At 57.8% G+C, this 13603-nt stretch carries 17 protein-coding genes and 1 pseudogene; 7 read left to right on the top strand and 11 right to left on the bottom strand.

Going from position 1 to position 13603, the window contains the following annotated elements; all coding sequences use genetic code 11:
• Positions 1–35: 35 nt before the first annotated feature.
• The 4 genes from R5N89_RS14785 to R5N89_RS14770 all read right to left on the bottom strand — a co-directional run bounded on the left by R5N89_RS14785 (position 36) and on the right by R5N89_RS14770 (position 1618).
• Positions 36–380, bottom strand: coding sequence for a type II toxin-antitoxin system RelE/ParE family toxin (locus R5N89_RS14785; protein ID WP_010511776.1), 345 nt, complete (start codon positions 378–380; stop codon positions 36–38).
• A complete protein-coding gene (locus R5N89_RS14780) occupies positions 373–639 on the bottom strand; it encodes a type II toxin-antitoxin system RelB/DinJ family antitoxin (RefSeq protein ID WP_110570048.1) in 267 nt (88 codons plus the stop codon). The genes R5N89_RS14785 and R5N89_RS14780 overlap by 8 nt, the downstream gene beginning before the upstream one ends.
• Positions 640–747: 108 nt before the next feature.
• Positions 748–996, bottom strand: coding sequence for a hypothetical protein (locus tag R5N89_RS14775; protein ID WP_010511782.1), 249 nt, complete (start codon positions 994–996; stop codon positions 748–750).
• Between the two features lie 520 nt (positions 997–1516).
• Positions 1517–1618 (bottom strand): YXWGXW repeat-containing protein, encoded by a 102-nt coding sequence (locus tag R5N89_RS14770; protein ID WP_124296136.1) that lies wholly within the window; start codon positions 1616–1618, stop codon positions 1517–1519.
• Between the two features lie 160 nt (positions 1619–1778).
• Between R5N89_RS14770 and R5N89_RS14765 the strand changes: the two genes are divergently transcribed.
• Together R5N89_RS14765 and R5N89_RS14760 are read left to right on the top strand one after the other, a co-directional pair.
• A complete protein-coding gene (locus R5N89_RS14765) occupies positions 1779–2060 on the top strand; it encodes a hypothetical protein (protein ID WP_010511784.1) in 282 nt (93 codons plus the stop codon).
• 35 nt (positions 2061–2095) lie between these two features.
• The gene (locus R5N89_RS14760; protein ID WP_110570050.1) at positions 2096–2578 is read left to right on the top strand and encodes an Hsp20 family protein; all 483 of its coding nucleotides are present in this window, start codon (positions 2096–2098) and stop codon (positions 2576–2578) included.
• Between the two features lie 465 nt (positions 2579–3043).
• On the opposite strand, the gene R5N89_RS14755 is transcribed toward R5N89_RS14760, so the two are convergent.
• Positions 3044–3601: a phosphate-starvation-inducible PsiE family protein gene (locus R5N89_RS14755; RefSeq protein WP_029335933.1), complete on the bottom strand. Its 558-nt coding sequence runs from the start codon at positions 3599–3601 to the stop codon at positions 3044–3046.
• An 81-nt stretch (positions 3602–3682) separates the two neighbouring features.
• Between R5N89_RS14755 and R5N89_RS14750 the strand changes: the two genes are divergently transcribed.
• The gene (locus R5N89_RS14750) at positions 3683–3871 is read left to right on the top strand and encodes a hypothetical protein (RefSeq protein ID WP_010511790.1); all 189 of its coding nucleotides are present in this window, start codon (positions 3683–3685) and stop codon (positions 3869–3871) included.
• Positions 3872–3916: 45 nt separating this feature from the next.
• On the opposite strand, the gene R5N89_RS14745 is transcribed toward R5N89_RS14750, so the two are convergent.
• Both R5N89_RS14745 and R5N89_RS14740 read right to left on the bottom strand, forming a co-directional pair.
• Positions 3917–4261 (bottom strand): hypothetical protein, encoded by a 345-nt coding sequence (locus R5N89_RS14745; protein WP_239019534.1) that lies wholly within the window; start codon positions 4259–4261, stop codon positions 3917–3919.
• A 29-nt stretch (positions 4262–4290) separates the two neighbouring features.
• Positions 4291–4641, bottom strand: coding sequence for a hypothetical protein (locus R5N89_RS14740; RefSeq protein WP_244192283.1), 351 nt, complete (start codon positions 4639–4641; stop codon positions 4291–4293).
• Between the two features lie 1045 nt (positions 4642–5686).
• Between R5N89_RS14740 and R5N89_RS14735 the strand changes: the two genes are divergently transcribed.
• The gene (locus R5N89_RS14735) at positions 5687–7030 is read left to right on the top strand and encodes an IS1182 family transposase (protein ID WP_233043190.1); all 1344 of its coding nucleotides are present in this window, start codon (positions 5687–5689) and stop codon (positions 7028–7030) included.
• A 94-nt stretch (positions 7031–7124) separates the two neighbouring features.
• A protein-coding gene (locus R5N89_RS14730) for an IS5 family transposase (RefSeq protein WP_082779839.1) occupies positions 7125–7921 on the top strand; the annotation gives its coding sequence in 2 pieces (ribosomal slippage) (positions 7125–7464 and positions 7464–7921; 798 coding nt in all).
• Positions 7922–7940: 19 nt separating this feature from the next.
• Here the strand turns inward: R5N89_RS14730 and R5N89_RS14725 are convergent.
• Positions 7941–8695 (bottom strand): IS5 family transposase gene (locus R5N89_RS14725; protein WP_110570266.1). Its coding sequence is split into 2 segments (ribosomal slippage): positions 7941–8356 and positions 8356–8695, totalling 756 coding nucleotides; the frame shifts between segments, so codons are not numbered across the junction.
• A gap of 384 nt (positions 8696–9079) precedes the next feature.
• Between R5N89_RS14725 and R5N89_RS14720 the strand changes: the two genes are divergently transcribed.
• On the top strand, positions 9080–9217 hold the full coding sequence (locus R5N89_RS14720; protein WP_010511923.1) for a hypothetical protein: 138 nt from the start codon (positions 9080–9082) through the stop codon (positions 9215–9217).
• Between the two features lie 56 nt (positions 9218–9273).
• Positions 9274–10052, top strand: a protein-coding gene (locus tag R5N89_RS14715) for an IS5 family transposase (protein ID WP_110570267.1) whose coding sequence is annotated in 2 segments (ribosomal slippage) — positions 9274–9616 and positions 9616–10052 — 780 coding nt in all. Because the reading frame shifts where the segments join, the coding sequence is not laid out codon by codon here.
• A 7-nt stretch (positions 10053–10059) separates the two neighbouring features.
• Here R5N89_RS14715 and R5N89_RS14710 read toward each other — a convergent pair.
• The 3 genes and pseudogenes from R5N89_RS14710 to R5N89_RS14700 all read right to left on the bottom strand — a co-directional run.
• A pseudogene (locus R5N89_RS14710) lies at positions 10060–10626 on the bottom strand (IS701-like element IS1452 family transposase); the annotation flags it as partial.
• Positions 10589–11329: a chloride channel protein gene (locus R5N89_RS14705; protein WP_354680719.1), complete on the bottom strand. Its 741-nt coding sequence runs from the start codon at positions 11327–11329 to the stop codon at positions 10589–10591. The pseudogene R5N89_RS14710 and the gene R5N89_RS14705, both read right to left, overlap by 38 nt.
• A gap of 66 nt (positions 11330–11395) precedes the next feature.
• Positions 11396–12679, bottom strand: a complete 1284-nt coding sequence (locus tag R5N89_RS14700; protein WP_193733919.1) for a chloride channel protein — start codon at positions 12677–12679, stop codon at positions 11396–11398.
• Positions 12680–13603: the final 924 nt, after the last annotated feature.

Here is a 13603-nt window from a genome sequence, read left to right as displayed (position 1 = left end):
GGCGGCTTTTCCCCACAGGTGGTTTTTCGTAAGCTTTACCTTTTGCGACTTTTGCCGCTGGGCTGTTTTATCCGGTCGGCTGGCGTCTCCGGGATGCGCCCGGTTGCCGTCGTGTAGATTTCGCTGTCCTCACGGCGTCCGACCGCGATGACAAAAATGACGATCCGCTGTTCCACGACCTGATAGACGAGGCGGTAGCCGTCCTGGCGCAGTTTGATCTTGTAGAATCCCGCGAGATCGCCGTGCAGTTCGTTACCGGGAGAATGCGAGTTCAGAACCAGTTTTTCGAGCTTTTTCTCGAACTTCCTGCGAATGCTGCCGTCAAGCCCGTCCCATTCCCGAAGTGCGCGATCATCGAATTCGATCGCGTATTCAGTCATCCGGATGGCGGGCCTTGAGTTCCGCCAGCGTCATGCGGTGGCGGGGGGCGGGATCGGCGAGGCGTTCTCGGACGATTTCGATCAGCATACTTGCATCTTCGTCGGTCACAAGCCGCCGCTTGACCGGTGGCTGGCCGGTCTCGGCGATATAGGCCAGGGTATCGCGCAGGACGTCGGAGAGAGACAGGCCGTGCGCGGAGAGTTTGGCGACAGCGGCGGATTTGAGGGCGTCATCGACACGGAACGTCACGGCGGACATGGCTTCCTCCTGATTGCATGACAAACGTAATACATTTGTACGAATAGAGGAAGCGCAAAAGTGGGTGATACCGGCCTCCCTGAAATGGTCCCATGGATAGGACGGGCATCATTCATCCGGTTCCTCCCGACTTGCCGTACTGCGGCCCGACGGATCGTTGTCGTTGGCGGTGTCAATCTCACCCAGCCGCCGTTCGAATTCCTCGCGGGCGATCTGGCGTCCCAACATCCTGGCGAGGATGAATACCAGTTCGTCCATCCGCGCTTTCATCGCCGGATCGGATGAGGTTCCCGATGGGTTGTTATCATTGGCCGGCGCGATCGGCCCAGTCGTCGCCGTGCGATCCTTGTCCGTCATCGTCCTGCCTTTTCCGTCTGGAGAGAACCAGATCATGGGGCATAAAAAACGAATACTTCAAGGCGAGCACATTGTACTTTTGAGGTGGGACAATAGTACTGGTGTCGGCAATTGTCGGCGTGTGCGTACTCTGGCGTATCCGGGCGTAATCCGGCGGACGACAAAAGCAGAACATTCGGTGATATGATGAATAACTATTAATTATTCTGAGGGTTTTGTGAATGAGGTGAGGCGTCAGAAGCACGGAATCGTCAGTTGAGCGCCGCGTAATTCACGGCGTTGCTACACCTGCTTTTACCATCGGGCCGGATCGTGACGGGGCAGGTAAGCCCCTTGGTTTTTCTGCCCCAAAACGCCGCCTGGAGACCAGGTGAGCCGAGCGCCGTGCTGGGCGTGGCCCAACTTGCACGCGATGTGGTCGCTCGCGTTGGTAGAGGTTCCCCTCCGTTACGCGAGGCTCTTTATCACGGAAAGCATGCAAGAGTTCAACGGGTCTTCGCGGCATCATAGACGGCAGAGTTCACCAGCGCCGCCACCAGCCTCTCCGCCAGATGTAGCCGCGCGGAGTCCAGAACCAGCGGCCCGGCTCCCAGACATAGCCTCGGCGTGGCAATGGCACCATTTCGTAGGGTGGCACCGGTGGTGGGGGGCGAATGATCGTGAGGGGAGGCGGTGCAATCACGACAGGCGGAGGTGGCGGCGCGACCACGACTGGTGGTGGAACGACAACTGGAGGTCCAGCATAAATCCACGGCCTGGCCTCCGCCGGAGCGGCACTCAGCATGGTCGCGGCGAAAGCCGCGGCCCGCAACTTCCATCTGACGCTATCAGGCATTCTCCTGGTCCACTCTGAACACGCGACGATGCTTTATAGCACGATGCTCGTGAAACGGGCATGGGTCCGTCTCACTCGCGAAGACGCGCAGGCAATGAAAACGCGAACGATAGAGGAAGCCCAAACCAGCCTTTCTGCATTTTTGATGCCTCTTGACACCATGCACGGAGTTCCCAGATTGAATTTGCCGGCCGCCGAAGGGGTCGGCAGACAGAACTATCAGTTTTGATCTTGTGTCCATGTTGCTCAAAGGAGGATATGGCTATGAGAGCCACCGTTGATTTTGCTCCCCTGTTCCGTTCGAGCGTGGGTTTTGACAGAATGCTCAATGCCCTTGATCTCGCCAGCCGGATTCCGACGGTCGATAACTGGCCGCCTTACGATATCGTCAAGACCGGTGAGGATGATTACCGGATCGACATGGCGGTTGCCGGACTTGCCGAGAATGACCTTACGATCACACAGGAGCGTAATACTCTTGTCGTGACAGGACGAAAGGCGCAAGAGCCGCAAAGCGCCGCCGAATATCTCCATCGGGGTATTGCGGGCAGAGAATTCGAACGCCGCTTCGATCTGGCCGAGCATATGAAAGTCACCGATACGCACTTCGAGAACGGACTTCTGTCCATTACCCTGAAACGTGAGATACCCGAAGCGATGAAGCCGCGTCGTATCGCGATTACCTCCTCTACAACACGTGCGGAGGAAGCCGTGCCCCAGATCGAGGCGCGGAAAGAGGCAGCCTGATGGCGTGACGAAAACTCTTCCCCGGCCATTCATCCGACCGGGGAAGAATCTCGAAAGGTCATGAGCATGAAGAGGATGAAAATATCTCTGTCGTGCGCTGCTCTGGGCTTGTCTCTACTGAGCCAGTCGGTCGCACATGCTGGTGATATTGTCCGGACGGCTGCAACATCGTTCGATGCGAGGGCGACTGAGGGAACGTCCACAATCCCCAAAACCGGGGCTCGCACTCATTACGAAGACGGCACAGGTGATATGCTGGTCGACAGCTTAAACGCAAGCCAGTTGGATCAGAACTACAAGGGGCCGGTCTATTATCCCGGACAACCCATTCCGCCGTTCCGGCCCATCGACACAGATCATCTGGCACCGTCAGGGTCAGAGACGGCGAAGAAGACGTCCTCATCGCACGGGACGTAGTGGGGATTGAGTAAAGGCGGCGTTATAGACCGCCTTTACCTCGATTCTTCAGGATGAAGACCGTTCAGGCTCACAGCCGGCCGCAGGATTATCTTCGAGATGCGCCTGTTCCTTGGCATCGCGCGCGACACGCGCATCCTGCTCGCGGACCAGCCAATAGACGACGCCCAGCGCCAGAACAGCCGCCGAGAGAGCGAACAGTTCCATGGCAGTCACATCATGCAGATCCAGCAGGATGAATTTGCGGGCAATCGCCAGGAGGGCGATCAGGACGATGGTCCGCACCCGGATGACGTTCTCATGCTGGGCAAGAACGACCAGCAGGGAGTGTTTGAACTCAAGAGCGATGATAACAGTAAAGATCGCGCCAAAAATCGCCTGGAAGATCGTCTGGTTGATCGGATCGATTCCGACATCGACGACCAGATGCCATACCGCGCCGATCAGATGAATCGTCGCGATGGCGGTGACCAGCATGATGAGCGCAATCAGGGTCAGAATGATCGCCTGTTCAAAACGCTCGTAGAATGTCAGGCCCCTGAACAGCTTGATGAAGCGGGACCAGTCCCTGCTCTGCCAGGAACGTTTCATGGAGAGGTCTTCCATAGCCGTTTTCCCATCTATTAATTGAGTTATAGTTCCCACGTCCTGGGTCTCGTTTTTCTTTTAGCGATGGAGAATGTCCCCATGCAGGACACGTTACGGATCATGGGCGCTCACCGCCCGTTCGAACCGCCTCCGCTTCCTTCTCGGGAGAAGGAACAGCGCCCGCGTCCGGCGCCGGACGAAGAGGAGCCACCAATTGATCCGGACAAGGAAGGACTGGTCGAACCGCTTGATCCCTCGGATGTGGATGCGAACCCCCATGCGGATTGAATCAGTCTCCGGAAGGGCTCGTGGCCCTTCCGGCGCACATCCGGGTCAGAGCCGGTGCCAGCGTGGCAGACGACAGGACAATGTTCTGGCATGGTCTCGCACGGCCTTTGGCAAGGCCGATGTCAGCTGGTTTTCGAGGTCTCCCAACGACCAGCCCAAGGCCTTGGCCATGTGCGTGCGGTCGGCGACAGGCAGGAGTTTTCGGACCACGGCGACGGTCGTCGCTTCCGGGTCTGACGCGGTTCTCCAGCGAGAAACCCGATCGTAAATCCGGTGGTCGGCCGCCCGACGCATGAGGCCGTCATATCCCTGGTTTTTTTCCTGGTCGCCGAGATAGTCGGCCAGCAGGACCGCCAGCTCTGTACCGATCCGAACGGTCGGAAGCGACATAATTCTGTTCGGCCTGTCCGTGTGAAGAGTCATGATGCAGTCCTCAGGCTGGCGCGCGTGTCGCCCGATGTCAGAGCCGTCGCATCCAGAGGGCTGACGCTCAAGCCCGAAACAGTGGCGGTGACGTCGACATGCACGGACCCGAACAGATGCAGGAGAGCGGCCTGAGGCGTATAGGCGCCCTTGACGGCTGCGGAGGTCCGACCGTCTATAAGGATCGGGTCGACAAGGATCGGGCACCCTGACTGGCGGCCTAATATCTCAATGGCGCGGGCCAGTGGCATGGATGGAATGTTCACCGGCTGCTTTTCTGTCTCGCACGACAGCACATCATGCGGCGCATGAGCCGATGCCGGCGAGGCCGTTCCGACCAGCAGCATGAGGACGAGACCGACAGCGACGTGTGGTCTCTCCCTCTGCCGAAGGCGCCGAGGTTGCTTGGCCGTCCGTTCCGCTCGCTCCGTCTCTCCCGCGGAATGCGACCAAACTGGCCGCATTGTCCCGAGTGAACGGGGCACGGGGGGATGGTTATTCCAATAGTGCTGAAGCGCCTTCAGGTTGAGAAAATGGATAAAACTCGACATCTCCCTGTTCTCGCTGCTTTTGACGTCATCTTCAGAAACGCGGGACCTCCGCTGGAAGGCCCCGCTCCACCCTCTCATTCCTGCGGTCGTTCCAGGGAAGATGGCATTTCCGCTCGGAGAAGGCGTTCTGATCTACCCGGCGCGGTCGGTGCCTTACGCGGCGATCGAAACTGGCGGTGCGGCTCTTGCCCGTAGGGGGAGACGGAACGCGAGATCAGACGCCAGGGGATCACACCCGGCAGGGGCGACCGCGCCCGCCTGGACCAGGCGTTCCAGCGTGGAGCGAAGTCTGATCCCCGGTATACCGGTATGGGCCACCAGAGACGTTAGCGTCACGCCACGTCCGTCATGACCGAGGCGGCAGAGCACGGAGAAGACACGCGGAGCGAGCGGATCGTCTCCAAAAAGGGGGCGCGTTACCATGATACGCCTCCCTCCAGTCGGTTGCGCCATCTCCGGGCGGCTGTGCGCAGGGAGCGGCGATAGCGGGAATAAAGTCCTTTCAGTGTCGACATCCACATCCTCCGATTAAAGCAACATGGACTCCAGTTGTCTGGCTCACAGAGCCTATGCCGGACCCGATGGCGTCCGGCGAAAGCAAGATTGGAAGAGATGCTTGCCTCGTCAAGGGGGCACGAAATGCAGATTCTTTTTCATGAATAATTTTATTATTTATATTTGTATTTATTTTTTGTGGCGGTGTTGCGGACGGAAATTACAGGGGTTTTGTTGATATTCGTTAACCATCATGGCGATGATCGCGGAAAATCAATATATTTTCCTTCTAGCAGCCTGTCGGGTTGGGGTACCCTGTGAAGGGGGGCGATTGTAAGGTGGTGTGATGAGCAGCTTCATCCCGTTTGACCGGTCTCAGCCGTATCTTCTGCCGCCTGATCTGAAGTCGTGGCTTCCTGCTGATGATATGGCGCATTTCATTGTAGCCGCCGTTGAGCGGGTTCCGATGAGTGCGTTCTGCGTGCCAGTGCGCACGGGAGGCAAGGCGCAGTATCATCCGCGCCTGATGCTGGCCCTTCTGATCTTCAGCTATGCGAACGGGTTGTTTTCCTCACGCCGGATCGAGCGGGCGACATATCGCGACATCGGGGTGCGATTCGTGGCGGCGAACCTGCATCCGGATCATGATACGATTGCGACCTTCCGCCGGACGAACCGGACAGCCATTGAAGCTGCATTTGCGCAGGTCCTGCTTCTGGCGCGCGAGACGGGTCTGCTGCGTCTGGGCGTGGTGTCGATCGACGGCACGAAAATCGATGCTGACGCATCGAAATACCGTTCGGTGCGCTACGACCGGATCAGGGCGCTGCGCGAACAGCTGGCTGTGGATATCGCGAAACTGATGGACCAGGCGGAGCATGCGGACGTCACAGACAGAGATCCGCAGGCATTGCCGGAAGAGCTTGCCCGGCGGGAAACGCTGAAAGCGAAGCTGGACGAAGCCTGCGCCCGGCTGGAAGCTGATGCGAAGGCGCAGGCTGAAACGGCGCGACCGGCCTACGAGAAGAAGAAAGCCGCTTATGATGCGAAAACAGGGCGTCGCGGCCGGGCGCCCAAACCGCCCGATGATGAACCACCACCCGACCGACAGATCAGTCTGACCGATCCCGACAGCCGCCTCATGCGGCGTTCGGACGCCCACGAGTTCCGGCAGGCTTACAATGCCCAGGCCGTGGTGTGCGCCGAAGGCAGCCAGTTGATCGTGACAACCGACGTTGTCGCCACATCAGCGGATGCGCCGTCCTTTGCCGACACGGTGCTGTCGATGGAAGACACAATCGGTCTCCCAAAGACAGTGCTCGCCGATACCGGTTACGCCAGCGGGCAGGCGGTCCGGAAACTGCGGGAAAAGGGCATTGATCCGCTGGTCGCCATTGGACGGCCCTGTGCCCGCAGACCTTACGACTTCCGACCCCGGCCCGCAGAAAGGGAGCCACGCCGGATAACCGAACCCTGGCGGCTTGCCATGAAGGACAGGCTGGAAACTACAGAAGCCGGAGATCTTTACAGACGACGAAAACAGACCGTGGAGCCGGTCTTTGGAATTATCAAAAGCATCATGGGCTTCAGAAAATTCAGCCTGCGTGGCCTTGCAAAAGTCACGACCGAATGGACACTCGTTGCTCTCGCATACAACTGTAAAAGAATGGCGCGGCTTCAGGCAGCATAAGCCAGGTCAGCCTTGGCGTTATCAGCCGCAAAATGCCCAACCCGACAGGCTGCTAGGGCCTGTTAGATCTTGAATTTCTTCCCATATTGTAGGGATGGAAGAAGGAGACAGAACAGGCACCTTTACGGACGAGACATGGGCGATCTGGGAACCTCTGATTGAGGAGGTTCGCCCGAGGGGCAAGACGCCGCCACATGATCTGCGGCGGACGATAGCAGCGATTTTCTGGCGTCATGAGAATGGCGCGAAATGGCGGAGTATCCCCGCTGAACTGGGTCCGTGGTGGCGGGCTGCGCAGCTTTTCATCCGCTGGGCGAAGCTCGGCGTATGGGAGCGGCTGCTCGCACTGGTTCAGGAACAACAGGGAGTGGCATTCGGAATGACTTTTCTGGATGGCACAAACATCAGGGCTCACCACAAAGCGGCGGGAGCCCAAAAAAAGGGGCCTCTTTCGAAGAGCGAGACCATCGTGAAGCACTTGGCCGCTCTCGCGGCGGCTATGGCACAAAAGTCTGCGTGATCGCTGATGGACATGGAAAAGCCTTCGGTTTTGCGCTGGCCCCTGGACAGGCTCATGAACTGCCTCTGGCACCAGCCATGCTCGACAGCCTTCCCGCCACTCCCCTGTGGGTAGTAGCGGACAAGGGCTACGCGTCGAACGCCATGCGTGAACGGATATGGGACATGGGAGCACGGCCAGCCATTCCCGCGAAACGACGCGATGGCCCGGTCGCCTGCCCGAAATGGGCCTATCGGTGTCGGCATCTCGTTGAGAACCTCTGGGCTCGCCTCAAGGAGTGGCGCGCTGTCGCAACCAGATATGAAAAAACAGCAACGTCGTTCCTCGCGGTCATCCACATCGCTGCCGCAGCAGACTGGATCAAGCCCTAACAGGCCCTAGGGCGTGTCGTCAGTTAATTCCGATGATGGCGGAAACGAGTTGCACTGCTGCGAGGAATGTTGACTTCGGCTTGTCGTAGCGTGTTGCAATGCCTCTGAACTGCTTCAATCTGGCAAAGAAGCGTTCAATGATGTTTCTGTTTTTGTAGAGCTGGAAGCTGATTTTCCGTGGATTGCGTCGGTTTTTCCTTGAAGGGATAACCAGTGTAATCTGCCGTTCTTCGATCTTTTCGACAAGCGGATCGGCGTCATAAGCCTTGTCGGCGATAAAGGCTTTGGGATCGACCTCATCCAGCAGGGGGGCTGCTTCCGTGATGTCCGCTCTCTGCCCGGGCGTCAGGGACAGGGCGACCGCCTTTCCTGCGGCATCGACAATGGCGTGGATTTTCGAAGTCAGTCCACCACGGGACCGCCCGATGGCCTGATCTGTGCCCCTTGTTTACGGGCACCCGCACTGTGCTGGTGCGCCCGGACAATCGTGCTGTCGATCATCATGTAGTCGTTGTCGCGATCGGCGGCCAGATGCCGGAAAATCCGTTCGATCACGCCGCCTTCGCACCAGCGACGCAGTCGCCGGTGAACGTTCTTCCAGTCCCCGAACCGGGCAGGCAGGTCACGCCACGGAATGCCGGCACGGTAACGATACAGAACCGCTTCCACAAACAGACGGTTATCGGCAGCCGTTCCGCCGACATGGCCTTCACGACCCGGGAGAAGATCTTTTATCCGTTTCCACTGGCTGTCACTCAGGCCATATCGTCGCATTCATTCTCTCCCTGAAAACAGAGAGAAAACATCACAGATCAAACGGGAGTACAAGCCTCATAGCGCCAGATGCTAAATGACGACACGCCCTAGAAGGCGTGCCCAATCCCATCGTGAAGGGCGTTGGTGTCGTGCTGGATGTCAGTACGGCCATATATGTCGCTCACGATGCGCTGGCCAATCACTTGCCGGACGGAAAAGGGACGACGGTTCATTCTGAGAATAACGAGGCAATAGACAATTCACCGCCGTCTGGGAGTGGTGGTGTTGCATCTTCAAGAAGTAGCGGAAGTGCAACTCCGGAGCCCGAAGGTGAGGAGCCTCCCCAAGACGAATACAAGACGTCAGATCCAACAAAACAGCTCTTAGACACCGGAAAATTACTTGATCCAAGTGATAAAGCTGGCGAGCTTATCCGGGCTGGCCGGGCTTTACAAAAGCATGGCGGACGAAGGGGATCGGCATTTCCTGCCCCGAAAAGAAATCCAGCAGCAATTAACGCGGCTGGGCAAGCAGAACTAGGGCCTGTTAGGCCTTGAATGACAGAACGGATTGCATAGCTGTTTATGATGAGCATGATGCAGTCTGTCTTTTCTGATGCCGCCTGGTCCGTCTGGGAGCCGTTGATCGAAGAAGTCCGTCCGAAGGGGAAGACCCCACCGAAAAACCTGCGACGGACGATCTCTGCGATTTTCTGGCGCCATCAGAACGGCGCAAAGTGGCGCGCCCTGCCATCTGAGTTTGGTCCCTGGTGGATTGCCGCACAGTTGTTCATTCGCTGGTCGAAGCTTGGGGTGTGGCAGCGCCTCTTTGAAAAGGTAAGAGGCACTGACCCGGAATTGGGCATGGTCTTTCTCGATGGCACGACGATCCGTGCCCATCACAAGGCGGCCGGGGCCGCCAAAAAAGGGGATACGGTGAACGCCGCAGAGATCGTGAGGCGCTTGGCCGCTCACGTGGAGGCTTTGGCACCAAGGTCTGCGTAGCGGCAGATGGACATGGCAAAGCATTGTCCTTCACACTGTCGCCTGGACAGGCACATGAACTGCCATCCGCTTATGCCCTGCTCGACGACCTGCCACACCCACCGACCTATGTTGTTTGTGATCGCGGATATGCTTCGCATAAATTCCGTGAATATCTCTGGGACCGGGGATCTCGTCCTGTCATTCCGCCAAGGAAGAATGATCCAGAAGTCGCCTGTCCAAGATGGGCTTACAGACACCGGCATCTGGTCGAAAATCTGTGGGCAAGGCTCAAGGAATGGCGGGCTGTCGCGACCCGATATGAGAAAACCGCGGCATCCTTCCTCTCCGTCATCTTCATCGCGGCTACAGCAGACTATATCAAGGCCTAACAGGCCCTAACGCCGGTTTGGTTGCAAACACCACGTCATCGGGAACGTGGGCCCGCTTCAGACGCTCAGGCTTTGATGTCCAGTCTTTCGGGAGATACAGGGCGCGGTCAATAAAGGCATGCCCCCGTTCCGAAACATAAGCGCCAAACACACCAATCTGGCAGTTCGTGATCTTGCCGGCAGATCCCGTATACTGCCGCCCCACACCGCAGGACGCCTGACCCTTCTTCAGAAAACCGGTCTCATCAATGACCAGCACGCCCTCTTCAGTGCCCAGATGCTCAATCACATAATCCCTGACGACGTCACGAAGGGCATCGGCATCCCAGTGCCCGCGTCCCAGAAGCGCCTGCTGCCGCCATGGACCAGGATCTCCTGCGGCTTCCGCTCGCATCCATCCCGTCTTGCGTGGTTCATTGCCAATCAAAACATCAAGAAAAGCACAGGCCGAATCTACGACACGTTTTTGCGTGAACAGCGGCGCCATCCGATCCTTGGCGGACCGAAGCGAGCGCGCCCATAATTCCAGCGTCTCTTCAACAGACGTACCGCCACTCATCATATCCTGAATCATGGTTACCCATAGATTCAGAACTCAACACAAAATGCAACTGTAGTGCTAGAATGCCACGACTGAACATAATGGCTGAGATGGACGCTCCGAGCGCTGCGCAGACCATTCTCGCCTCAAATTGGCCCACCAGTTCTTCCAGGACAAAAACGGCACCTGCGGCTGGCGCATTGAAGGCCGTTGCAAGACCTGCTCCCGCGCCAGCGGCAAGAAGGGCACGGCAGTCTGCACGTCCCAGTGAGAGCCGTCGTGCGATCGCATCGGCTACTGCGGCTCCCATCTGTACGCTAGGCCCTTCGCGTCCCAGGGCCAGACCACTCCCAATCGCCAGTAGACCGCCGACGAATTTGACCGGGATGAGTGGCCATGACGCCGGGCCGGTAATGCCCGATAGCACGGCTTCGACATGAGGAATGCCGCTGCCTGCCGCCAGCGGTGCAAGGCGGCGTACCATTTCTACAGCTGTCAGAGCTGCCAGGGCAACGCCGACGACCAGAAAGAAGCCTCCCCACGGCGAACCATGCAGAAACCGAGGGGCCATCTCCGTTCGCGTGAATTCCAGCCACTCCAGAAACAGGCGAAAGGTTCCGCAGATCGTACCGGTTGCGATACCGATCAGGATTGACGCTGACGCGAGGAAAACCAGACTGCAGGAACTGTCGGTTCGTTCTGAGTGCGGTGTTCTATCTGGCACCTGCTGTAGCACGGCGTCTTCTTTCGTTGACTGAGGTTCCCCGGCTTCGAATGCGACATCTGCGATCCGGGTCGCTGTTCATGAGGGACCCGTTTCCGGGCTCGGAGCAGTTTTTTTCTGAATCTCCTTCTGCTCGGTCTTTTCCATGAAACCTGTAGCAAGGACGGAATATAGTGGATGGGGGCAGATCATTCGCGACACTCCGAACGCCAGAAATGCGGTTGCCAGAAGCGCCAGCGTGACCTGCTGGTTATCGCATATCTCCATCACGATGATCGTCGCTGTGAGCGGAGATTGGGCAACGCCACAGAAATATGCCGCCATCCCAAGCAGAACGACAGCACCTGGAGAGGTATGGGGTAGGAACTGTCCGATCCACCCGCCCATGCCAGCACCGATAGCTAGGGACGGTGCAAACATGCCGCCAGGTATGCCAGAACAAAAGGTGATTAGTATGGAGAGGTATTTCAGGAAAAAGAAGGAGGCTGGATAATGGAGGGTGCCGTCTATGATTCCTCGCGCCTGGAGATAGCCCGTACCATAGGTCGCCCCGTCAGAGACTAGGCCGATCAGGGCCAGAAGCAGACCACATAAAGCGGCAAAACCGAGAGGGAAACGTGCCGCAAATGGGCGAAGTGATCCTGGCAGTCCCTTGGAGAGGCGAATGACACAACGCGCGAAAAGGCCGCCCGCCAAGCCACCACTCACGCCACATACCAGAACAGCCAGCCACGCGACACCGACGGGGATAGAGGTATTGGCACGACCAAAATATGTATAATTTCCCAGGAGGGCGATTGCGGTAATCCCGGAAAAGATGATGACGGTCAGTGTCCGGCCCGACGATTTCTGTTCAAAGGAGTGGGCAAGTTCCTCAATGGCGAAAACAACGCCTGCGAGAGGTGTATTGAAAGCCGCCGCCATGCCTGCGGCCCCACCTGCCAGGATCATGCCATGCCGGGTGACATCGTTGTGCTGACGCATGGCCCGCGAGAAAGCGTGCATGATGGATGCCCCGATCTGAACGCTGGGTCCTTCGCGACCAATCGATGCACCGCAGATCAGCCCGAGGCAAGTCATCAGGACCTTGCCTAGCGCAATGCGCAATGTCAGAATTTTGTCCACCAGCATGAAATTATGCATGTGCAATGTTGCGATTGTCTGGGGAATGCCGGAGCCTTGGGCACCATTGAACAGTAGGCGCGTCAACCAGGTAATGGTGATCATTCCAAGTGGTGCAATCAGAAGCATAGACCAGGCATTCAGGGCGACAATGCGGTAACGAAGACCGGCTGCCGCATCTCCCAGATGGGCAAAGATCACCGAAATAATACCGATCAGCACTGCCCCAGAGCAGTACATGAATGTTCTCTGCCATTTCAGTGTTCTGACACGAGCCAGGCGACGAAGGCGACGGGTACGTCTGGAGCGATTTCCACCTTCAGTGGACTGGCGGCCAGCCGGAACTGCACCACGATATGACAATGTCGGGAAAACGGCCACGGTAGGGAAGTTCCACACTGTGATGCAGGAAATGAGGCATATACCATATGTTCATATGCGCCCACTCGGAACCCATACCGGGAAGACGGCTGATATTCACCCTTAAAATCTATGGGACTGCTACGTAGATCATTCATGCATCCTGTAGTTCTGGCTCTACGAGAACGCGCGGACCGGAGCAGCTTAGCGGGCCTGAAGGGCGGGCAACAGGCCTCTTTAATTCCCCCGCAGCTGAAGGAGTGTTGAGGCGCTCTGGAGGCAGGGGTCAAGATAGGCTTAGAAGTTCGACTTTCCCGGATGCTGGCCTCGTCGATATAGGTCTCGAAGACCTGAAGGCTTTTGTATCGCGCGAAGCGCTTCAGTTCCAGGAGATCATACCCGTCTTTCGCCCCCGTGGTGATGGCGCCGCAGCGCTGGCTGTGTCCGCCAAAGTCTCCCTCAAGGTGGGTGTCGCCGCATCGTTTGCGGATGATGTCCGTGATCGCCCGATCCGACAGGGCGCTCTGATCGATCCTGGGAGGGCCCCTGGCGGGAGTGACTCCCGTCCTATAGCCCTCTGCGGACCAGATGCGCCGGAAGGCCAGACCTTCCGTGATCCCGCCCAGCCGGAGCCAGGTCTCTTACGTCAAAACCGGGCAGTTCCGGGTCAGGTCTCGCCCTTGTTCCGGTCATTCGATGACTAATCGTGCGGTTGCCAAAGCAGGCATATACCATTTCTTCGTATCACTTGAGCTGCAGGTGGCATTTAACTTGATGAGTAGCACACCTCTGCCCCGGACAGGA

Source organism: Komagataeibacter sucrofermentans DSM 15973, assembly GCF_040581405.1.
Taxonomy (GTDB): domain Bacteria; phylum Pseudomonadota; class Alphaproteobacteria; order Acetobacterales; family Acetobacteraceae; genus Komagataeibacter; species Komagataeibacter sucrofermentans.
The sequence above is the reverse complement of the archived record's forward strand: the minus strand, read 5'-3'. Positions and strand labels throughout refer to the sequence as shown.

Excerpts from the sequence above, each read along its gene's own strand:
- R5N89_RS14740 (WP_244192283.1), bottom strand. The coding sequence starts at position 4,641 with ATGCTGCTGGTCGGAACGGCCTCGCCGGCATCGGCTCATGCGCCGCAT.
- R5N89_RS14780 (WP_110570048.1), bottom strand. The coding sequence starts at position 639 with ATGTCCGCCGTGACGTTCCGTGTCGATGACGCCCTCAAATCCGCCGCT.
- R5N89_RS14770 (WP_124296136.1), bottom strand. The coding sequence starts at position 1,618 with ATGGTGCCATTGCCACGCCGAGGCTATGTCTGGGAGCCGGGCCGCTGG.
- R5N89_RS14700 (WP_193733919.1), bottom strand. The coding sequence starts at position 12,679 with ATGTACTGCTCTGGGGCAGTGCTGATCGGTATTATTTCGGTGATCTTT.
- R5N89_RS14760 (WP_110570050.1), top strand. The coding sequence starts at position 2,096 with ATGAGAGCCACCGTTGATTTTGCTCCCCTGTTCCGTTCGAGCGTGGGT.
- R5N89_RS14775 (WP_010511782.1), bottom strand. The coding sequence starts at position 996 with ATGACGGACAAGGATCGCACGGCGACGACTGGGCCGATCGCGCCGGCC.
- R5N89_RS14735 (WP_233043190.1), top strand. The coding sequence starts at position 5,687 with ATGAGCAGCTTCATCCCGTTTGACCGGTCTCAGCCGTATCTTCTGCCG.
- R5N89_RS14750 (WP_010511790.1), top strand. The coding sequence starts at position 3,683 with ATGCAGGACACGTTACGGATCATGGGCGCTCACCGCCCGTTCGAACCG.
- R5N89_RS14755 (WP_029335933.1), bottom strand. The coding sequence starts at position 3,601 with ATGGAAGACCTCTCCATGAAACGTTCCTGGCAGAGCAGGGACTGGTCC.
- R5N89_RS14745 (WP_239019534.1), bottom strand. The coding sequence starts at position 4,261 with ATGTCGCTTCCGACCGTTCGGATCGGTACAGAGCTGGCGGTCCTGCTG.
- R5N89_RS14785 (WP_010511776.1), bottom strand. The coding sequence starts at position 380 with ATGACTGAATACGCGATCGAATTCGATGATCGCGCACTTCGGGAATGG.
- R5N89_RS14765 (WP_010511784.1), top strand. The coding sequence starts at position 1,779 with ATGGTCGCGGCGAAAGCCGCGGCCCGCAACTTCCATCTGACGCTATCA.